Below are 20,165 nucleotides of genomic sequence, written 5' to 3' on the forward strand. Positions count from 1 at the left end.
TCTTTCAATCAGTAAACTATTCTCTCTGGTCTTTTTTCATTGGTAAAAATAAAATCCCTTTTTTGATCATTACTTTTTGTGCGGAGTAGATTCCGTTATTTCCTGAACACATGAAACTGATCAAACAAATCATAAAAAAGAAACTAGCTGCTTCTCCTCCAAATAATTCGATCCCCATAACAAAACAAGCAATTGGTGTATTCGTCGCTCCAGAAAACACACCAATAAATCCTAATGCAGCTAGAAAAGGAATCGAAACATGCAAGATGGGCGCTAAAGTTGCCCCTAGAGTTGCGCCAATCTCAAACAAAGGGGTTACTTCCCCACCTTGATAGCCAGCGCCTAAAGAAAGGACAGTAAATCCCAATTTTCCGATAAAATCATAGGCATGTGCTTTTCCGGCAAATGCATCTTGCAATAAAGGTAAGCTAAGTCCTAAGTAGCGTTGTGTTTGTAAAATCAGTGCAACAACTACGACAATTCCTCCACCAATAAAATTTCTAGTGATTGGATGTTTGAACCATTTCAGATACCACTTTTTCAAAAAGACGATCGAACGACTAAAAACCCAACCGATCACGCCAAATGCGATACCCGCCACCATCAATTTGCCAAATAGAGCAGGACTCCACCCTGGAATTTCCCCCATCTTATAATGGATATGTGTGACACCAATACTTTCCGTTACAAAATTAGCAAATAAAGCAGCAAAAAAACTGGGAAAGATCGCTTCTGTTCGCATCTTTCCGATCGCTAGTACTTCAAGTCCAAACAATGTGCCTGCTAAAGGTGTCCCAAACACTGAACTAAATCCCGCACTGATCCCACTAATGATCAGCACCTCTCGTTCGATAGGACTCAATTTTAATCCTCTTGCTAGATTTTCAGCTAAAGCGCCACCCATTTGGACTGCTGTTCCTTCTCGGCCGACAGAACCGCCAAAGAGATGCGTCGTGATCGTACCGAAAAGCGTTAAAGGAATCAATCGGAGCGGGATTTTTTCTTCCCCACCATTCCCTTGATCAATGACCAGATTATTCCCACGACTGGCATTTCCACCGTATCGTTGATAAAGAAATGCAAACAATGCCCCACTAACGGGTAATAGATACAATAACCAAGTATGTGCTTCTCGTAAATCCGTCACCACGGTTAAGCTATTTAGAAAAAAAGCGGAAAGTCCTCCCATTAGTACGCCTAAACAAGCAGTGATCACTAACCATTTCAACATATATGTTCCTACTCTGAATGGATTAAGTAAACGTTGAACCATTTTTCTATTCCTCCCCACAAAAAAAGCCTACTAAAAAAACGGATTTTCCGATTTTTAGTAGGCGTCATTAGTCATCTATCGATCGACATTTAAAGGCGAACACCATCACCTATTCATTTACAGAAAGTCTATCATACATTCTCAAGAAAAACAATGGCGCTATTTTTCTTTCTTCACGATGTCTGTAAATTCATAGAATGGTGCCAGCTTTACTAGTTGCTGATTGCACTGATCACTATCATGACAAATGTAATTTCCTTTTTTAGTATACGTGCCATCTGATCCTGATTTTGTCGTAGAAAGAAACATCGAAACACTCGAAGTCTTATGGCAAATCGCGCACACTCCTTTGATGATCGTCGGAGAAAGTGTGCCATGGACACCTTGTAGCCGCTCATCTGCATAATAAAGCAGATATTTCTTCTGTGTTCCTGGATCATTCCAGCCCACATAAGTATGCTCTTTAAGATCCAATGTTTGCCAATCTGGGTGTTTCAGCTTTTTCACTTTTCGGAATATTTTTTCCACTTGGATTTTTGATGGTTGCTTGAATGGCGCAACATGTTCTTTTAAACGTTCGAGCAATTCTGTCGCTTTTTCTTTTTTCAAGTTTGTGTCCATGATTTGCTTCACAAATGGTTCAAGTAAGGCGATTACATTAGGATCATTTTCTACTACCTCGTTGATTCGTTCTGTGGCTAATGCTTGAACAGTTGCGACAGTTTTTTTATCATTCACTGAATGATAGACATTTAACAGTTGCTCGATTTCTCGTTTGATAAAGAAATATTGATACGTTTTGATTGTTGTTTCCATGATTTTTTGAGTCCTTTCTTCTTTCAAAAGTAGCTACTTTGAAGAAAAAAGAGTCCTTCAACAAAGTAAGCTTAATAACTGAAGTCCTTGAACTCTGCTAAATAAGATACGTATGGCATCTTATCATCACCCCCTTTATGCTTTTTTTCATCTATGTACATTCACCTAATAAAGAGTTAACCTTATAAAACTTGTTTCGTCAACTACTTTCCCACAAAAAAACAGTCAAAGGTTTCCCATGATCGGGACCTTCGACTGTTTTCGTTCGGCTGGTCAAATAGTTAGATCGACTGTTCTTTTCCAAAATATCGTTGCCATTTTTGTTTCATTGTATCTGTTACTGGTTGCGCCGCTTCTTTCACTGCACAATACTTGTCAACAAATGTCACAATATAGCTTTCTTTGTATTTTGGTGGAGCGATCGTTGCCCCCCACATATGTTTCAAGATGATGTCACGCTCTAAATCAGAAAGTTCAGTAATCTTTTCTGCATTTTTCACAGCGATCCTAGGATGCACATACGCATGTGTGCCTTCATCAAATTTTGTTGTACGCCAGTCATAATAGAATAGGTCATGTAAAAGTCCTGCACGTGCAGTAGCTCTTGCATCTCCCCCCCATTTTTTTGCTAATTTGTAACTATGATAAGAAACACTGATCGAGTGTTCCAATCTTGTCGAATGTACATGTTGGATATAATCAGCTAATTTTTGTACTGCTTCTGTTTCTAATAGATCTTCGATATAAGACATGTATTCTTCGTCTTCACGCCATTTTTCTGTCATAATTTTCGATCTGCCACCTTTTTGAATTTCATTTATCGTTGAAATTGTACATAGTATATCATTCATGTTCGGAATATTCTAGTGAGGTTGTTTAAAAATCCAAAAAGCTTAATAGTTCCTTAATCAAGAAGAAAGATGATACAACAATATGCCCGTAGCTACACCGACATTCAATGATTCAGCATGACCATTCATTGGGATATAGATGTTTTTATCAGTTAGTGCTAATAACTCTGACCGCACACCTTGCCCTTCATTTCCCATAATGATCACATAATTTTTTGTTGGTACGACGGTTGGAAGAGAAACAGCTTCTTCATTGAGTTCTGTTCCGTATATCGCAAATCCTTTTTCTTTCAATTCAGGAATGAGCGCGTCTAACTCTTGTGAGATAACTGGTAAATGGTAATTGCTTCCCTGCATACTTCTTAAAACTTTGGTGCTATAAATATCAGCTGAACCTTTCCCTAAGATCACACCTGCTAAACCAAACGCATCTGCTGTTCGGATCATCGTTCCGACATTTCCAGGATCTTGGACATTGTCTAAAAGCAACCAGCCTCCTGTATCTATTGACACCTGGCTAACTTCTAACGGCATCACTGCCACGATTCCTTGTGGTGTTGGTAGATCAGAGATCACCGCCATCACCTCATCCGTGACTAAAAAGCAATCCAATGTGTGTTGTTCGACCCATGTCCCCCATTCTGACCAGCCTCTTTCAGTCAGAAAGATCTCTTTAGGTATGACTTTGGCATTCACAGCTTCTTCGATCAAGTGAAACCCTTCAAGCAGGTACTCCTGTCCTTCTTCGCGGTGCTTCTTTTTATGTAATTTTTTTATTTCTTTGATTCTAGGATTTTTTGCTGATTGAATTTTTTTCACGTTTTCCACCTCACTTCATTATAGCATGGAATCAATCGTTGGGCTTGTTAGTTTTATAAAAAATCGTTATCATAAATTTATCAAATAGAGGAAAGAGTGGTGCTTCAAATGAAAAAAGTTAAAATGAATGTTCAAGGGCGTGTCCAAGGTGTAGGTTTTCGTTATATGACAAAAATAGTAGCTGATCAATTAGGCGTGACAGGAACAGTTAAAAACGAAGAAGATGGTTCGGTGACGATCGAAGCCGCTGGTGAGGAGGAAACCATCGATCAGTTCATCAAAGAAGTCAAGCAATCACCTAGTCCCAGTGGTCGTGTCCAATATGTCGACTTACAAGAACATCCGATGATGGAAGAACGAAAGAAATTTGATGTAATTGGCTAAATTTCTCTTCTTGAACGCACATATGAAGAAAGTCGTTGTTGCCGTCTACTGACAGATGATTTTTTCAATTGTCTGTTCTTTTACTGGTCTTCCCTGTCCCTCACATGATTGGCTAAACTTAGGGGAATTATTTGAATTTTCTATGAAGTTCATTGAATTATTCTTATATTTTTAGTATAGTTAAGCTTGTGTAAAAATTTTAAAAGAGGAAGTATTTTATGAATAAATGGAAAAATTGGTTACTAGGTTCTGGTCTTGTAACACTCTTACTTTTCTTATCTGGTTGTGTCAGAATGGACTCTGAAGGAAACCCTGATACATCTGGGATCGTCTATCGCGTATTAGTACATCCTATGGGACAAGCGATTACATATCTTGTGCAGAATTTCAACTGGTCATACGGTTGGGCTGTTATCTTGATGACTGTGATCGTGCGAATCATCATTTTACCTTTAGGAATCAGTCAATCGAAAAAGACAATGATCCAATCTGAAAAAATGCAAGCATTGAAACCTCAAGTCAGTGCCGCCCAAGAAAAACTAAAAGCGGCAACGACCCGTGAAGAACAAATGGCTGCGCAAGCGGAGATGCAACAAGTGTATCGCGAAAATGGGTTAAGTATGACTGGCGGAATCGGTTGTTTACCTTTATTGATCCAAATGCCGATCTTCTCAGCACTGTACTTCACTGCTCGCTATACAGAGGGTATCCGTGAATCGACTTTTTATGGGATCGATTTAGGGAATCCAAGTTTGGTCTTAGTTGCGATTGCCGGGATTGCTTACCTTATCCAAGGGTATATCTCAACGATCGGTATTCCTGAAGAACAGAAAAAAACGATGCGCACCATGTTGATCGTTTCACCTGCGATGATCGTCTTCATGTCGATCAGTGCTCCTGCGGGAGTGACCCTTTACTGGGTAGTCGGTGGTATCTTTAGTTGTCTACAAACATTCATCACCAATGTGATCATGAAGCCACGCTTAAAAGCACAGGTCGCAGAAGAATTGAAACAAAATCCACCGAAACAAGTCGTGACACCTCGCAAAGATGTGACACCTGAAGAAACGACGAAAACAACGAAAAAAATCAATACACAAGCAACCAAGAAAAATGCTAACGGTCGAAATGCCGGTAAACAGCAACGTAAAAAATAAAAGGTTTGGGATGTTCGCATCCCAAACCTTTTTTTGTTTCAAGCTTTCACTTGATCCGTCTTATTTTGTAATGATTTGATCCAGACTAGCAATACTTAATGCCATGTCAGCAATTTGTTGCAACTGTGCTAAACGGTTGTTACGGACAGCTTCATCTTCGACCATGACCATCGTTTGATCAAAATACTGATCGATAACTGGTCTTAAGCTGACTAATTGCTCATAGTTCTCTTTAAGTGTACGTTCCGCAAACTGAGCTTTCACTTTCTCAACTGCTTCGTACAATGCTTGCTCTGCTTCATTTTCAAATAAGCTTGGATCAATTTCATTCGTTGTTCCTTCGGCTTTTTTCGCTAGGTTCATCACACGCGTCAAAGCTTCCATTGATGGTTTGAAGTTTTCATCTTGCAAACGTTCTTTCAATAGACGTGCGGCTGCAAAAACGGTTGTCAAATTACTTTCCTTCGCATTCAAGACAGCATCGATCACATCGTGGCGAATGGCTTTTGTCATCAATCGTTGGCGTAAACGACCTTTGATAAAGTCGATCACATCACTTCCTTGAACGAAAGCTAACCCGAAACGCTCTTGATTTTCATTGATTGCCGCATTCACTTCTTGTTGTAATTGTGCCAATGGGAAAGCCCATTGTTTTGCTTCAATGATCCGAACGATCCCATATGCTTGTCGGCGTAATGCGTAAGGGTCGTTTGAACCACTTGGCACCATTCCTACAGTGAAGAAAGAGAAAATGCTGTCTAATTTATCGGCAATAGCCAAGACTGCACCAATCGTTGTTTCTGGCAATTCACCTTCACTGGCGATCGGTAAATAATGTTCACGGATCGCTGTCGCAACTGCTGGATCTTCTCCATGCAACAACGCATATTTTTCACCCATGATTCCTTGAAGTTCTGGGAATTCTCCAACCATGTTCGTCACTAGGTCAAACTTATAGATTTCGCCGGCACGTTGTAATGCAGCTAGTTCTTCCCCTGATAAACCGACAGATTTACCGATAACAGATGCAATCACTTGCACACGTTGCATTTTTTCATATATGCTACCGATCTTTTCATGGAAAGTCACTGATTTCAACTTATTGACATAATGTTCGATTGGGAATTTTTTGTCTTCATTGTAAAAGAATTCCGCATCTTCTAAACGCGCAGTCAGTACTTTTTGGTTCCCACGAATAACGTTATCTAGCTTCACACGATCGCCATTTCGTACAGCGATGAAATGTGGTAAGAGTTGTCCTTCGGCATTTCGCACATCAAAATAACGTTGGTGTTCCTTCATGGAAGTCACGAGTACTTCTTCCGGTACAGACAGATATTTTTCTTCAAAATCACCAGCAAAAACAGTTGGATACTCCACTAGATTATTGACTTCTTCAAGTAGATCTTCATCAAAATCGATGTGCCAATCATTTTTTGTTGATAATTGAGTCGCTTGTTCCATGATTATTGCTCTTCTTTTTTGTGGCGAAGCAACTACAAATTGCTCAGATAGCTTTTCTTCATATTCCGCTGGATGAGCAAATGTCACATCTTCACCTAAGAAACGATGCCCACGAGAAGCACGTCCAGTTTTCACATCTAAAAATTCAAACGGGATCACTTCTTCTCCAAATAGTGCCACGATCCAATGAATCGGGCGAATGTATTCAAAGTCAAAGGAAGACCAGTGCATTGTCACAGGGAATGTCATGCTTTTAATCACATCAATCAATCCTGTCAAGACTTCGATCGCCGGTTTACCTTGAGTATATTTCGTCACATAGACATATTCCACACCTTTGATTTCTCGGAAGGTGATATCGTCTGTTGTCAATCCTTGCCCACGAACAAATCCCTGAGCTGCTTTAGACCAGTTGCCTTCAGCATCTAATGCGATTTTTTTCGCTGGACCTTTCACTTCTTCTTCACTGTCAGCCTGACGTTCCGGCACATTTGTTACTTTGATCGCCAAACGTCTCGGAGTCGAGAATGTTTCGATTGCATCGTAAGTCAATTGATTGTCCATTAAAAACGCTGCTGTTTTTTCTTCTAATTGCTTCATGCTTGGTGTCACCACATGCGCTGGCATTTCTTCCAAGCCAATTTCTAATAATAAGTCCTTTGCCATCTTATTCACCTTCCTTAACAGTCGTTGGATTTTCTGATTGATTATTCAGCAATGGGAATCCAAGTTTTTCACGTTCTGCAACAAAGATTTTCGCCACAGATTTCGCCATGTTACGAATGCGAGCCAAGTAGCCAGCACGTTCAGTCACAGATACTGCACCACGAGCATCTAATAAATTGAAGGTGTGACTACATTTTAAAATGTAATCATATGCTGGATGGACCAGATTTTCTTCAATACAACGTTTCGCTTCTTTTTCAAAGCGATCAAAATTACTTAATAATAATTCTTGATCACTCACTTCAAATGAATATTTTGAGTGTTCGTATTCAGGCTGTTTGAAGATCTCGCCATATTTGACACCTGCTGACCATTCAAGATCATACACACTTTCCACTTCTTGGATATAAGAAGCTAGGCGCTCCAATCCATAAGTGATTTCTGAAGTGACTGGTTTACATGGCAAACCGCCGACTTGTTGGAAGTACGTAAATTGCGTGATTTCCATGCCATCTAACCAGACTTCCCAACCAACACCGGCACACCCCATCGAAGGGTTTTCCCAGTTGTCCTCAACAAAGCGGATATCATGTTCCAACGGATCGATCCCTAACAAACGCAAGCTTTCCAGGTAAAGTTCTTGGATATTTTCTGGTGATGGCTTCATCACCACTTGGAATTGATGGTGTTGATATAACCGGTTAGGATTCTCACCATAACGACCATCAGCTGGTCGACGTGATGGCTCAACGTAAGCGGCATTCCAAGGTTCTGGACCGATTGCTCGCAAAAATGTGTAAGGGCTCATTGTACCTGCCCCTTTTTCTGTATCGTATGCTTGCATCAGCATACAACCGTTCGATGACCAAAATTTTTGTAATGTCAAAATCATTTCTTGAACTGTTTGCTTCTTACTCATATAATTACCCCTTTCATCTTAACCAAGAATCAAAAATAGTAACAAAAAAAGTCCCTATGTTTGCGTAAACAAACATAGGGACGAATATCTTCGCGGTTCCACCCTACTTCCGAGCGACTCGGCAGCTTCGTTGATCGTACTCACAAGTGCCTCTTCAAAAACCGTTAGCATTCGGCTCACACTCTCCCGAACTCGCTTGTGCCACTTGATTTTCTACTGATCTTGATCATCGTACGTATGTGAATATTGAATATCCTTCATAAATGACATTCGTCTATTGAAAAAACAATAGTTACTATCTAGGCTTTATAATAGACGTTAACCCAGTACTTTGTCAAATATTTTTGAAAAAAATCCATTGTTTCAAACAATTTTTCATTCCTCTGCAGGGTTTTCCTTCGTTGCCTCATTGGTCGGTTTCATGATATGTTCCCAACTTTTCATTTGATCAATAAACTTTTTACTTTTTAAATGGATGCCCACGTATTCTTCATATAACAGATCAATCAATTGGCGAATCTTTTGTTTCGTTTCTTCTTTGAGGTCGATCCCACTGATGCGATCATACGAGATTGCTGAGAAGAGCCGTACGAAGTGAACTGCACGTGGGTCCGCGTGATACCGATGATGATCTAACTCCCAGTGATTTTCACATAAGACGCCACCATATTTGGATGAATAATCAAATTTTCCTTGCGTCTTTCCACACACTGCACAGTGGGTCCAGACTGGCGAGATCCCGAAACGTTGCAATAATTGGATCTCAAAAATATTCGTAATGATCTCTGGGTCATCTCCTTGATCCATGCGTTGCAATGCTTGGTGTGTGAATTGAAATAGATTCGGATCATATTGCCGATCCTCGATCGCCGCATCCACTAAGTTCAACAAATAAGTCCCGTAACCGCTGAGAAAAATATCTTCTTGTATCTTACGAAAGGAGTGGACATCTTTTACACTGTTAACAAAGGACAAACCGTCATTATGAAAATGACCAATATAAATTGCTTCCGTAAAAGGCAACAATGCGGGTGCAATCGGTTGATTTTGACGATGGATCCCCTTGACATAAAACATCATTTTTCCTGCCGATTCTGTAAATATCTTGACTAATTTATCTTTTTCCTTGTAGTTGCGACTAGAAAGGATGATTCCTTTTGATTCTGCAAGCTGACTCATCGTCACACCTCCTCTGACTTTAACGTAGATTGCTTTTTTTAAATTGAAAAGAAGGAAAAAGTCATGCGAGCATCCGTGAAGTCGAGACAAAAGTAACTATTACTTTTATTCCAGACTCTTAATTGCTTCCATGACTTAGTTGTCCTCTAACTTCTATAACTGGATAACTGGTGTTCGAAAAGCTGACCCTCAACACTAAGCTGAAAAATCAAAAAATATGAAAAGCTATTTTCGATTTTCTTGTCTTATTACTCAGTGCTGAACGCTTCTTTCATAACCTATGATAAACGGTGTTCGAAAGCCAGCTCCTTCAATAGTAAGGCGAAACGTGAAAAAATATGGAAAGCTATTTTCCCACGTTTCGCCTTACTATTCGGAGCTGACCGGCTTTCTCACAACCTTGTTTAATACTCGTCTTGACGATATCCAAAGTCTTGTAAATAGACTCGTTTATCTCGCCAATCTTTTTGGACTTTTACCCAAAGTTCTAGAAAGACTTTGTCTCCTAGCAGATTCTCAATATCTCTTCGTGCTTTTGTTCCAATGTCTTTCAGCATCTTACCGCCCTTACCGATAATGATTCCTTTTTGACTATCACGCTCTACGATGATCGTAGCTTGGATATGGATTTTATTATTCTCATTACGTTTCATCGTATCAATGACTACTGCGACTGAATGGGGTACTTCATCTCGTGTCAAAAACAAGACTTTTTCCCGAATCAATTCAGAAACGATAAAATACTCCGGATGGTCAGTGACTTGATCGTCTGGGAAATATTGCGGGCCTTCAGGCATTTCGTCCACTAAGACCTCCATCAAACGTTCGACATTGTTTCCTTCTGTCGCAGAGATCGGAACAACTTGGGCAAACTCCATTTGTGAGGAATAATCTTCAATAATCCCTAACAACTCATCTGGATGGACTTTGTCGATCTTATTGATCACTAAATATACCGGTGATTGAACATTTTTCAAGCGTTCGATGATGAAATCGTCGCCTTTTCCTCTTTTTTGATCGGCGCTGATCATGAACAATACCGCATCAACTTCACGTAAAGCACTATAAGCTGTTTCTACCATAAAATCACCTAAGCGATGTTTGGGTTTATGGATTCCTGGTGTATCAATAAAGATCAATTGTGCTTCAGGAGTCGTATATACTCCTTGGATCTTATTTCTTGTCGTTTGCGCTTTATCACTCATGATCGCGATTTTTTGACCAACGATCCGATTGAGCAACGTCGATTTACCAACATTTGGTCGTCCGACGATTGCTACAAATCCAGATTTATGTTCTGACATAATTACTCTCCTTTTAATTAAAAAACAGTTGATATATTTTTGGACCAAATAAGATGATCCCAACGATCACAGCGAAGCAAGCAGTCAATAACACTGCCCCAGCTGCCATATCTTTGATTTTTTTTCCAATGGGATGAAAATGGAAGTCTGTGAACATATCCACTACATTCTCAAACACAGTGTTCATGATTTCGACGATCCATACGAGAAAGACTGAAAGGAGCAACCATAGCCACTCCATTCGATCCAATTGAAAGATGAAACCCATGATCAGAGCAATGATCCCAAGAGCCACATGTTTCTTCATATTTCGTTCTTCATCAAAAACGGTTTTGACTCCTTGTAAAGCAAACTCCACTGACATCAAAAAATGTTTGTTTTTATCTACTTTTTGTTCTTCTCTTTTATCTTTTAAGTCCATAAGCATCTAAAATCTCTTTCTGTAAGCCAAACATTTCCGCTTCATCTTCAGGTGTCATATGGTCGTAGCCGTTGATGTGTAAAAATCCATGGACGGCTAAGAAGCCTAGTTCGCGATCATAGGAGTGACCATATTCTTCAGCTTGTTCTTTTGCCCGATCGATTGAGATCATGATATCTCCCAATACACGAGGCATTGGCTCATCGTCCTCTTCAAAAATCACTGGGATCTCGTCTTCACCTTCATCTTCTAACGCAAAACTGATCACATCTGTTGGTGCGTCTTTGCCACGGTACGTACGATTGATTTCTTGGATAGACGGATTATCCATGAAGGTCACCGACATTTCCGTCTCATCTGATAAAGAAAGTTTTTTTGCTGCAAATTGAAGCAATTCTTCAATTTCTTTGATTTTCGTTTCAGATACAGTGTTTGTTTCATCGATAAATGTAATATCCATTAGTCATCGCTTCCTTCTTGCTATTCTTTTTCTTGTTTCATTTTTTCTGCTTCAGACTTCATCTTAGGGTATTTGATCCTAGAGTGGAAGGTACTGCTCAATCCACTAACAAGAGATTTTTCAACTTTGCGGATTTCTTTGAGTGTCAATCCACTATCATCAAGCTGACCATCAGAAATCCGTTCTTCAATCAAATTATGCACAAAAGCTTCGATTTTTTCACTGGTTGGATGATCCATCGCTCGCACAGCGGCTTCGCAACTATCCGCAATATTGACGATCCCAGCTTCCCGTGTTTGCGGTCTAGGGCCAGGGTAACGGAATTGTTCTTCTGTTACTTCTGGATTACGTTCTTTTGCTTTGATATAGAAATAACGCATCAAAGTCGTCCCATGATGTTGCTTACAAATATCGATTACCATTTTTGGCATATCGTACTCTTCTAAAATCTTCGCACCGTCAGTCACATGCCCAAAAATAATTTGTTTACTATCTTCAGGAAGTAAAAAGTTATGGGGATTTTCCGCACCAGAAGGTAAGTTCTCCACGAAAAAGCTGGCATGTTTGATTTTGCCGATGTCATGGTAATAACAAGCCACACGTGTCAACAACGAACGTCCACCGATCTCAGCAACTGCATTCGCACTCAGATTCGCAACCATCATACTATGATGATACGTTCCCGGTGCTTCTTCTAGCAATTGCTTCAATAATGGATGGTTTGGATTACTCAATTCATTTAGAACGATCACACTGTCATCATTCACTAATAGCTCAATATAAGGGTGCAGACCAATCGTCAGTAAATACGACAGAAATGCGCCCATGAAGCCACATACAAGTGTCAACCAAGTGGTGCCATCACTAAAGCTCATGCCTTGATAAACCACTAAAACGACATCCATCAATAATGGAAAGACAACGACCCACATGATTGCTGGAAACCATTGTTCTGAAATACGTTGTCGTTTTAAAATTGCTGCTAAAAAGCCGGCAAATAGGTACGAGACCAAAATCACAGTCAAAAAATTCGTACCAATCGAATTGTAAAAAATGAATAGCGCTGAAACTGCTTGGAACAACGCAGCCATGATACCCGCTCTTCGATTCACGAAAAAGTTCAAGACTAGCGGTACAAACGCTGCTGGGTAAAGTAACGGAATGTAAGTCGCTTGTTCTGTTTGAAAGACTTGGAAAAATTTCATCAATAAAATACTGATGGACATTGCTGTTACGTAGAAAAGTATATACTCTGTTCGTTTGAAAAGATCTTTATACTGTAGTGAATTGTAGAACAACACACCAATTTGTAACAACACCGCTAAAATCATTGCTACCAGAGGAAAAATCGAAGTAGATTGACTCGTCAAACCTAACAATTCTAATTTTTTCATAGCCGCTGCATCGATTTGATTTCCTTCACGAACAATAATCTCCCCTTGGAAAATCATGACGGGTTGGATGGAGTCACGTGCCTCTTGCTTCAATTCTTCTGTTCGTTTCTCATTTAACACATCATTCACAACAATGCCCTGATCGACTAAATAGCGGATCATTTCTTGTTGTTCTGCCGAAACATTCAAATACTGGATCTTATCATTTGCTTCTTGTTTAAAATTATCTAAATCACTTTCTCGAACTTGCTTACTCATTTGTTCATCAATCAATTTCAAGCTTTCATCACGAACCGTCGTAATTTCACTTTCTGACATATTCATGATCGTTGAGTAAAAACTATTTGGTAATTTTTGGTAGAACGCGACATCATCCGCATTTGAACTTTCGAATATTCGTTTCAATGCAGCTATCCGTTCTTCTACTGTTGGCTTTGGTACATTTTCATCTTCTTTTGCCTTACTGACTTTTTCTTCATATTGTTTGTCGATCGTGTCATTCGCACGACTGATCAAAACAAACAGTTGATTGATCCGACGATCTTGTTCCGAAGCTAGGTCACTTTGGTAGGTGTACTCAGGTGTTACAGCTTCAGCTGCTAATTTCCTTTTTTGTTCGGTTTCTTCCGTGTTCTCAATCGTTTTATTGGCACGGATACTTTCTTCCGCTACTTGTCCCTCTCTAAAATCATTGGGCTTTTGCTTCACGCTGCTAAACGTGATCCCACACATTAAAAGAAAGAAAAGCAATAAGAGAAAAGGTGCTGCAGCTTTCCCTAATTTCGCTTGAAGCTGCTGCAATATTTTGTTCAACATGTGGTAATCCTCCTAAAAAAGCTATTCTTGATGAAGATCCGCTTTTTCATAAGCTTTGATGATTTCTGCCACGACAGGGTGACGAACAACATCACTCGCTTCAAAATTCACAAAATCGATTTTTTTGATTTGTTTCAGTGTTCGTTCTGCATGGATCAATCCACTCATCGTGCCTTTTGGCAAATCGATTTGGCTCGTGTCCCCATTGACGATCATTTTTGACTGATAGCCAAGCCGAGTCAAAAACATTTTCATTTGGGCAACTGTGGTATTCTGCGCCTCATCCAAAATCACAAAGGCATCATCTAACGTTCTACCCCGCATATAGGCAAGTGGTGCAATCTCGATGATCCCTCGCTCCATCAAACGATTGGTATGATCTAACCCAAAAATTTGATACAGAGCATCATAAACTGGCCGTAAATATGGATCGACTTTTTCCTTCAGATCTCCAGGTAAGAATCCAAGATTTTCACCTGCTTCGACGGCTGGGCGAGTCAAGATGATTTTTTGGACTTCACCTTTTTTTAAGGCAGCAATCGCTAATACGACAGCCAAAAATGTTTTCCCAGTACCAGCTGGTCCTACACCAAAGACCACATCATGTTTGGCGACAGAATCGACGTATTTTTTTTGTCCGCTATTTTTGACACGGATCGGTTTGCCATTGCGATCTTTGACGATCTCTTGTTCATACATCTCAACAAAATAGTCCAATGTCCCTTTTTGAGCCATTTTCAAGGCAGTGACCACATCAGGCATACTGATATGGATCCCTCGTTTGATCAATTCTTGTAACGTTCGGATCACGGAAGCAGCCAAAGAAATATCGGTTTCTTCCCCGATGATCTGGATCACTTCACCTCTTGTGTGGATCGTTGTTTCAGTTGTTTCTTCGATCAGTTTGATATGTTTATCATGTGACCCTAAAAGCATACTGATATCATCAGTTGCTGTTAATCTAATATCCAAAGAACTAGACGCTTCTGTCAAAAATAGACATCTCCTTTATTTCAAATCGTTCTTACCTATTCTACCATAATCATGAAAAACTATATAGCGAATAAAATGAGACGACTTGAGAAAAAAGTTTTCTTCTGGAATTCAGATAAAAACTTAAATCCTCTTGTTTTTTTATGAACGATCATTTTATAGATGTGTCTTACAACACATCTTGTTTTCTTTCCAATATCTTATTTGCTTTTATTCACCATTCTATCAGTCTATTTTTAAAAAAACTTGAGCGAACTAACTACTCAGTACATTGATTTATTGATATAATAGAGAAGGAAACGAGGAGATGACATGAAATCAGCTGTATTATTAAAAATAAAATCATTAGAATCAAGTTTTACTTCTAGTGAACACGACATCAGCAAGTTTGTAATTGAAAATCCTGAATATGTTATTTCAAATACTATCACAAATCTAGCCAAAAAAACGAATACTTCAGAAGCGAGTATCAACCGTTTTAGTAAAAAAATTGGCTTTAAAGGTTTTAATAAGTTTAAAATTGCATTGGCCCAAAGTATGAACCAATTAGAGGACCAAGAAAAATCCTTCGATGAATCAAACTTAATTAAGTACGTAACCCTTGATTACCAAAAGATGTTAACGAATACATGCGCGATGTTGGATACAAAAGATATCGAAGATGCCGCTTCGATGATTACACTCAATCGTAAAGTATTTATCTTATCTATCTACAATACTTCTTTTGTCAGCAAGGAATTTGCCTTCAAGTTACGACAATTAGGCATGGAAGTCACTACCCTAAAAGAAAACCTAGAAACGCAATTAGCTATCGAAAATATGAGCAGTGATTCCGTTTTGATTGCTGTTGTTCCATCGGTCATCACTAAAGACATCATCCCCTTCTTGACGAAAATCAAACGAAAAGACGTAAAGACTATCTTGATTTCCAGTAATGATAATCCAAAAGTCAGCGATATGATCGATATTAAATTCATCATCCCAGATCATATGTCCGCAAACAATTCATTAGTCATGACAAATTCTATCATGACTTCTCTCGTTTTTGATATTATCTTTGCAACGATTTTACGAGACAATCGCGGGTTACGCCAACGTAAGTTAAGTAGCGACACAATCATCAACTCGTACGAATCAGCAGATTCAGCTATTTATGAATGGTAAAAAAATACTCAATCAACCTGAAAAAGTTGATTGAGTATTTTTTTATTTTTTTGCTACTTCCTGTAATAGCTTATGCGCCAATGCAAAATTTCCAATCGTCGCACTCGTATTATCTTGAAATATAGAAACAACAATAAAGTCAATCAAATCAGGAACTGCTACATAACTTGCATTGATCATTTCAAATTGTTCACGAACTTTTTCTATCAATCGTTCAGTGATTACGCCCCCACCAAAAATAATTTTCTCTGGGGCAAAATTCACTCGTAAATTATATGCCAGTTGTGCTAGATAATAAGCTTCAATCGTCCATATATCATCATTTTCTGAAACCTTTTCTCCTTTTATTCCTGTTCGTTTTTCAATGCTGGGGCCCGCAGCTACGCCTTCAAAACAATCACTGCCATGATAAGGACAAACGCCAGAAAAATCAAAGTCGTTCTTGTGCCGGTTAACAAATCCATGTCCGATTTCTAGATGTGTAGTGCCTCCAATAAAATGATCATTCTGGATGACTCCTGCTCCAATGCCTGTTCCAACTGTGACATAGACACAAGAACTAGCGGATTTAGCATGCCCAACAGCGTATTCTCCGTAAGCACTCGAATTTACATCTGTTGTTAAAAATATTGGATTTGAAAACCATTTTTCTACTGCCTGAATAAAATTAAAACCGCGCCACGCCTTTTTTGGAGATGCTAAAATTTCTCCATAAGTCGAAGAATTTTCATCAATATCTATTGGACCAAACGTTCCTATCCCCAATGCATCGACATGATATCGACTAAAGAAGTCTTTGACCTGTTCCATTGTTTTATCCGGATCTTCAGTTGGAAAAATACTTGTTTCAAGAATCTCAAACTGCTCATTACCAATTGCACACACAAACTTCGTGCCACCAGCTTCAATGCTGCCGTATCTTTTACTAGACATTTGATCCTCCTTTCAAAAACATGTAGGACTATGAGGTCGAGACAGAAGTTTTTAACCTCTAGAAATAAGGCACCACCCACGAAAATTGTTCTTCAAATTTTTGTGGGTGGTGCCTTATTTTTAGAAGAGGTTACTTCTGTTCTCGCCGTTTATTCGGTTTAAGGTGGTACGAGAGGGCTAATGCTCACTCTCATCTAAAAACCAAAGAGTCGGTGTGCTAAAGTAACATCTGACCACAACACAGGATAGGAAAGACGTCATGAGCTGTCCTGTACCCACTGAATAAGCGGCAAATTTTTGGATTTTATCTCCTATTTCTCGGAGTTACTCACTAACGGCCAATCCTCTCAGTGCAGAATGTTTCTTTCACACCGACTGTTCGCCTACGTTCTTTTCAATTTGTTAAATTGATCGTACTCTACTTCAATATCTGTTATAGATAAGCGATTTGTTCGTAACAAATACTGATAATCATAGTAACTGGGTAAATATTTTAGTTCCAACAAATTTTTTACAAACGAATTCGCTGCGATTTCGCTTGTCCTGCGAATATGAGCTTTTCGAGAGTAGCCAAAGATTCTTGCACTTTCGATCGGTGGAAATTGATCATAGATATGGTTACTTCCTTTTTCTTCTAAATAATGAAAGTACTCATGTGTCAAAATAATCTGTTTCATCTCTTTCAGGCTCAATTTGTTTACTTCTGCTAACTGAGCAATTGATTTTTCATATAAATAAACCAGATGATTCCCCTTCCGATCTGATTCGAACTGAGCGCGCATTTGTACTTTATAAAAAACTCCATCATGTTTTTCTTCTATAATCTTGATATTATTTTCTGAATATAAGTCAAAAATATCTTTCGATTTTATTTTTAAAGCAAAATCTTTACCGATAGCCAAAGACTTTTCAAGGTAGCTCAAGATATCTATTACCGGTATCTTATGAAAAAACATATCTTGTTTTAATTCCAAATACGCTAAAAATTCGTCTGTAAAATAATCCATTGTTACTCCTTCTTATTTATAAGCTACTGCAATGATTTCTTCTTTTTTATCTAAATTCTCTGTCTCAACATCCATGATCGACGTTAATTGTTCTAGAGTTTGCATACCAGTCAAGTCTAACATTTTTTCTCTAAAGAACAAGAAGACCTTAGGAATGGTTGCATTAGCATCCGAATAAATCGTATGTTCATCAATAAACGAAAGAAATTCTTCATTCGATTGGTTCTTAGAAAATTTGAAATAATGCGCATTGCTATGCTTGAAACGCACAACACCTTCACGATCAACGACACATACATTTGTACGTTTACTCTTGAAAAAGAATTTCTTTTTAATGACTGTTGCATCCAGTAAGTTCCAGCGTCCAACTTGTGCAGTAAGCATGATACTATTTGTGTCTAGTCCTAACGCTTCAGAAGTAATTGTTTTTAACTGGTCTTCAGTGACATCTGACGCTCCTAAGCTCTTTTGGCGTAGTTCTGTAGCGCCAGTCGCTACCGCACGAACGATATTACGTTGTGTATCAATTTCAATATTTACTTCAACAGTTTCTTCATTAGCACCAGATTGAACGATTTTTTCAATCACTTCCGCACGAATCTTTTTAATATCATTTTCACTAGGATTTGTGATGGAACGTTCGATTTGTTCGCGAACCATGGCTAATGCTACACCAATCGTTGAAATATAAGGCGCATTTTTTGCTAACTTCCACTTATAGTCAAAATGTTCCGCTAAGGCAGGTACCACGATTGCACCTGATCCACCACCGCCAACGAGTGTGATAAAGTTACGATCCATTTCGTATTCATCGATCAGATCATCGATAACTGGTTCTAATTTTTCCATCGCTAGCTTCATCACTACTTTGGCAGCTTCTTCAGCAGAGGTTCCTAAATACAAGCCTAACGCATCCCAAGCTTTTTTATTTGCTTCCGCATTTCCTTGCGCGTAATCATCTTCCGGTACATAACCTAGCAAATTGGCTGCTCCAGCTAAAGTATAAGAATAAGTATTTGTTCCTGTACCTTGAACAACTACGTATTCATTCGGATCTCCTTCTCTTGGAGAAACAAATTCGATCGACGGATCAGCTAAATTTCCCACGTCAGTAAAGCATTCATACTCTAACCCAGCAATATGGGCACTCCGTGGACCTACATCAACGATTTTTTTGTCTTTCACACGGATCATGCTTCCCCCAGCAACTCCCAAAGTACGAACATCTAATGAGCGAAGGTATGTTTTATGTCCTCCAACATGGGCATATTTGATCATTACTTTCCCATTTTTTATGACAGAGATATCGACACTCGTTCCTCCAACTTCAAAAAAGATCCCATCACTAACTTTTTCATACATCAAAGCACCCGCAACTCCAGCGGCTAATCCTGATAGCATCGTTAAAATCGGACGTTGCCGGACTTCATTGATACTCATTACACCACCATCGCAACGCATGATCATTAACCCAGATTGGATTTTAGTATCTAATACTGCAGATTCAGTCATGTTAGCTGTTTGCATCATTTTTGGGATTAATGAAGCATTTACTACTGCAGTTCTTGTACGCATTTTCAGTCCATAGAGCTGAGAAATCTCATGTCCACCCGTAGCATACAATTTTTCTTCTTGAGCTTTTTGGATCACACGCATTTCATTCTCAGGATCATCCACAGAGTAGGCTTCACTAGCTACGATGACTTGGCAATCTTTACTGACCAACTCGTCGATATTCTTTTCAATCTCTTGCTCGGTTAATTTAGAGGAATCAACAAAGACATGTTCAGAATGCAAATACTTGTTTGGAGCTAATTCAATATGTTCGATGGCAGTCTCTTTTCTCGCAGTACGTGCATCCATACCGGTACCCATACCTACGATCCCAACTTTTGCTACATCCCCCTCAAGCAACGCATTCGTTGCTTGAGTCGTACCGTGGGCAATAAAAATGACATCTTCTGGTGCGATATTATTTTCAGCCAAAAGTTTTTGGATTATTTTTACGATCCCTCTGGCTACCCCTTCTTCATGGGTAGTTGGGATTTTTAATTTTGCAATCACTTCATATGTCTCATTATCGATTGCTACTGCATCCGTAAAAGTGCCACCTACATCAATTCCGATTCTTACTTTTTTCCCCAT

General features: G+C 39.1%; 18 protein-coding genes and 1 riboswitch. Of the genes, 3 read left to right on the forward strand and 15 right to left on the reverse strand.

Annotated features, from left to right (window positions below):
• Nucleotides 1–16 precede the first annotated feature (16 nt).
• The 4 genes from IGJ00_RS10645 to IGJ00_RS10660 all read right to left on the reverse strand — a co-directional run bounded on the left by IGJ00_RS10645 (nt 17) and on the right by IGJ00_RS10660 (nt 3,759).
• Entirely contained in the window at nt 17–1,273 is a 1,257-nt protein-coding gene (locus IGJ00_RS10645) for a voltage-gated chloride channel family protein (RefSeq protein WP_438844421.1), read from the reverse strand.
• Nucleotides 1,274–1,324: 51 nt separating this feature from the next.
• Nucleotides 1,325–1,392, reverse strand: a riboswitch (Fluoride riboswitch).
• A gap of 40 nt (nt 1,393–1,432) precedes the next feature.
• Nucleotides 1,433–2,089, reverse strand: coding sequence for a FusB/FusC family EF-G-binding protein (locus IGJ00_RS10650; protein ID WP_195513498.1), 657 nt, complete (start codon nt 2,087–2,089; stop codon nt 1,433–1,435).
• 281 nt (nt 2,090–2,370) lie between these two features.
• The gene (locus tag IGJ00_RS10655; protein ID WP_071866780.1) at nt 2,371–2,874 is read right to left on the reverse strand and encodes an HD domain-containing protein; all 504 of its coding nucleotides are present in this window, start codon (nt 2,872–2,874) and stop codon (nt 2,371–2,373) included.
• Nucleotides 2,875–2,997: 123 nt separating this feature from the next.
• A complete protein-coding gene (locus IGJ00_RS10660; protein WP_071866779.1) occupies nt 2,998–3,759 on the reverse strand; it encodes a TrmH family RNA methyltransferase in 762 nt (253 codons plus the stop codon).
• A gap of 108 nt (nt 3,760–3,867) precedes the next feature.
• Here IGJ00_RS10660 and IGJ00_RS10665 point away from each other — a divergent pair, with 108 nt between their 5' ends.
• Both IGJ00_RS10665 and yidC read left to right on the forward strand, forming a co-directional pair.
• A complete protein-coding gene (locus IGJ00_RS10665; protein WP_034687338.1) occupies nt 3,868–4,143 on the forward strand; it encodes an acylphosphatase in 276 nt (91 codons plus the stop codon).
• 218 nt (nt 4,144–4,361) lie between these two features.
• The gene (yidC, locus tag IGJ00_RS10670; RefSeq protein ID WP_019723692.1) at nt 4,362–5,300 is read left to right on the forward strand and encodes a membrane protein insertase YidC; all 939 of its coding nucleotides are present in this window, start codon (nt 4,362–4,364) and stop codon (nt 5,298–5,300) included.
• Between the two features lie 60 nt (nt 5,301–5,360).
• Here yidC and glyS read toward each other — a convergent pair whose 3' ends face one another.
• The 8 genes from glyS to IGJ00_RS10710 form a co-directional block, all read right to left on the reverse strand.
• Complete coding sequence (gene glyS / locus IGJ00_RS10675) at nt 5,361–7,430, reverse strand: glycine--tRNA ligase subunit beta (protein WP_438844422.1); 2,070 nt, start codon at nt 7,428–7,430, stop codon at nt 5,361–5,363.
• A gap of 1 nt (nt 7,431) precedes the next feature.
• Nucleotides 7,432–8,349 carry a glycine--tRNA ligase subunit alpha gene (gene glyQ / locus IGJ00_RS10680; RefSeq protein WP_010734964.1) on the reverse strand — a complete coding sequence of 306 codons (918 nt, stop codon included), beginning with the start codon at nt 8,347–8,349 and terminating at the stop codon, nt 7,432–7,434.
• Between the two features lie 375 nt (nt 8,350–8,724).
• Complete coding sequence (gene recO, locus IGJ00_RS10685) at nt 8,725–9,528, reverse strand: DNA repair protein RecO (RefSeq protein WP_430603847.1); 804 nt, start codon at nt 9,526–9,528, stop codon at nt 8,725–8,727.
• 404 nt (nt 9,529–9,932) lie between these two features.
• Nucleotides 9,933–10,832: a GTPase Era gene (gene era / locus IGJ00_RS10690; protein WP_010734962.1), complete on the reverse strand. Its 900-nt coding sequence runs from the start codon at nt 10,830–10,832 to the stop codon at nt 9,933–9,935.
• A 13-nt stretch (nt 10,833–10,845) separates the two neighbouring features.
• Complete coding sequence (locus IGJ00_RS10695; RefSeq protein ID WP_029594236.1) at nt 10,846–11,253, reverse strand: diacylglycerol kinase family protein; 408 nt, start codon at nt 11,251–11,253, stop codon at nt 10,846–10,848.
• Nucleotides 11,237–11,713: an rRNA maturation RNase YbeY gene (gene ybeY, locus IGJ00_RS10700; protein WP_010734960.1), complete on the reverse strand. Its 477-nt coding sequence runs from the start codon at nt 11,711–11,713 to the stop codon at nt 11,237–11,239. The genes IGJ00_RS10695 and ybeY overlap by 17 nt, the downstream gene beginning before the upstream one ends.
• 20 nt (nt 11,714–11,733) lie before the next feature.
• Entirely contained in the window at nt 11,734–13,923 is a 2,190-nt protein-coding gene (locus tag IGJ00_RS10705; protein WP_074799537.1) for an HD family phosphohydrolase, read from the reverse strand.
• Nucleotides 13,924–13,944: 21 nt separating this feature from the next.
• Nucleotides 13,945–14,916, reverse strand: a complete 972-nt coding sequence (locus tag IGJ00_RS10710) for a PhoH family protein (RefSeq protein ID WP_010734958.1) — start codon at nt 14,914–14,916, stop codon at nt 13,945–13,947.
• A gap of 312 nt (nt 14,917–15,228) precedes the next feature.
• On the opposite strand from IGJ00_RS10710, the gene IGJ00_RS10715 reads away from it, so the two are divergent.
• A complete protein-coding gene (locus IGJ00_RS10715; protein ID WP_438844423.1) occupies nt 15,229–16,080 on the forward strand; it encodes a MurR/RpiR family transcriptional regulator in 852 nt (283 codons plus the stop codon).
• A 42-nt stretch (nt 16,081–16,122) separates the two neighbouring features.
• Here the strand turns inward: IGJ00_RS10715 and IGJ00_RS10720 are convergent, their stop codons facing one another.
• The 3 genes from IGJ00_RS10720 to IGJ00_RS10730 all read right to left on the reverse strand — a co-directional run bounded on the left by IGJ00_RS10720 (nt 16,123) and on the right by IGJ00_RS10730 (nt 20,165).
• Nucleotides 16,123–17,013, reverse strand: a complete 891-nt coding sequence (locus tag IGJ00_RS10720; protein ID WP_438844424.1) for an ROK family protein — start codon at nt 17,011–17,013, stop codon at nt 16,123–16,125.
• A 383-nt stretch (nt 17,014–17,396) separates the two neighbouring features.
• Nucleotides 17,397–18,020, reverse strand: coding sequence for a hypothetical protein (locus IGJ00_RS10725; protein WP_438844425.1), 624 nt, complete (start codon nt 18,018–18,020; stop codon nt 17,397–17,399).
• Between the two features lie 12 nt (nt 18,021–18,032).
• The gene (locus IGJ00_RS10730; protein ID WP_438844426.1) at nt 18,033–20,165 is read right to left on the reverse strand and encodes a hydantoinase/oxoprolinase family protein; all 2,133 of its coding nucleotides are present in this window, start codon (nt 20,163–20,165) and stop codon (nt 18,033–18,035) included.

It is taken from the genome of Enterococcus sp. AZ062, assembly GCF_051715065.1.
Classification (GTDB): domain Bacteria; phylum Bacillota; class Bacilli; order Lactobacillales; family Enterococcaceae; genus Enterococcus_B; species Enterococcus_B mundtii.

Coding starts and splice junctions, on each gene's coding strand:
- yidC (WP_019723692.1), top strand. CDS start 4,362: ATGAATAAATGGAAAAATTGGTTACTAGGTTCTGGTCTTGTAACACTC.
- IGJ00_RS10665 (WP_034687338.1), top strand. CDS start 3,868: ATGAAAAAAGTTAAAATGAATGTTCAAGGGCGTGTCCAAGGTGTAGGT.
- IGJ00_RS10720 (WP_438844424.1), bottom strand. CDS start 17,013: ATGTCTAGTAAAAGATACGGCAGCATTGAAGCTGGTGGCACGAAGTTT.
- IGJ00_RS10650 (WP_195513498.1), bottom strand. CDS start 2,089: ATGGAAACAACAATCAAAACGTATCAATATTTCTTTATCAAACGAGAA.
- glyQ (WP_010734964.1), bottom strand. CDS start 8,349: ATGAGTAAGAAGCAAACAGTTCAAGAAATGATTTTGACATTACAAAAA.
- glyS (WP_438844422.1), bottom strand. CDS start 7,430: ATGGCAAAGGACTTATTATTAGAAATTGGCTTGGAAGAAATGCCAGCG.
- IGJ00_RS10705 (WP_074799537.1), bottom strand. CDS start 13,923: ATGTTGAACAAAATATTGCAGCAGCTTCAAGCGAAATTAGGGAAAGCT.
- IGJ00_RS10695 (WP_029594236.1), bottom strand. CDS start 11,253: ATGGACTTAAAAGATAAAAGAGAAGAACAAAAAGTAGATAAAAACAAA.
- IGJ00_RS10715 (WP_438844423.1), top strand. CDS start 15,229: ATGAAATCAGCTGTATTATTAAAAATAAAATCATTAGAATCAAGTTTT.
- IGJ00_RS10655 (WP_071866780.1), bottom strand. CDS start 2,874: ATGACAGAAAAATGGCGTGAAGACGAAGAATACATGTCTTATATCGAA.
- ybeY (WP_010734960.1), bottom strand. CDS start 11,713: ATGGATATTACATTTATCGATGAAACAAACACTGTATCTGAAACGAAA.
- recO (WP_430603847.1), bottom strand. CDS start 9,528: ATGAGTCAGCTTGCAGAATCAAAAGGAATCATCCTTTCTAGTCGCAAC.
- IGJ00_RS10730 (WP_438844426.1), bottom strand. CDS start 20,165: ATGGGGAAAAAAGTAAGAATCGGAATTGATGTAGGTGGCACTTTTACG.
- IGJ00_RS10645 (WP_438844421.1), bottom strand. CDS start 1,273: ATGGTTCAACGTTTACTTAATCCATTCAGAGTAGGAACATATATGTTG.
- IGJ00_RS10725 (WP_438844425.1), bottom strand. CDS start 18,020: ATGGATTATTTTACAGACGAATTTTTAGCGTATTTGGAATTAAAACAA.
- era (WP_010734962.1), bottom strand. CDS start 10,832: ATGTCAGAACATAAATCTGGATTTGTAGCAATCGTCGGACGACCAAAT.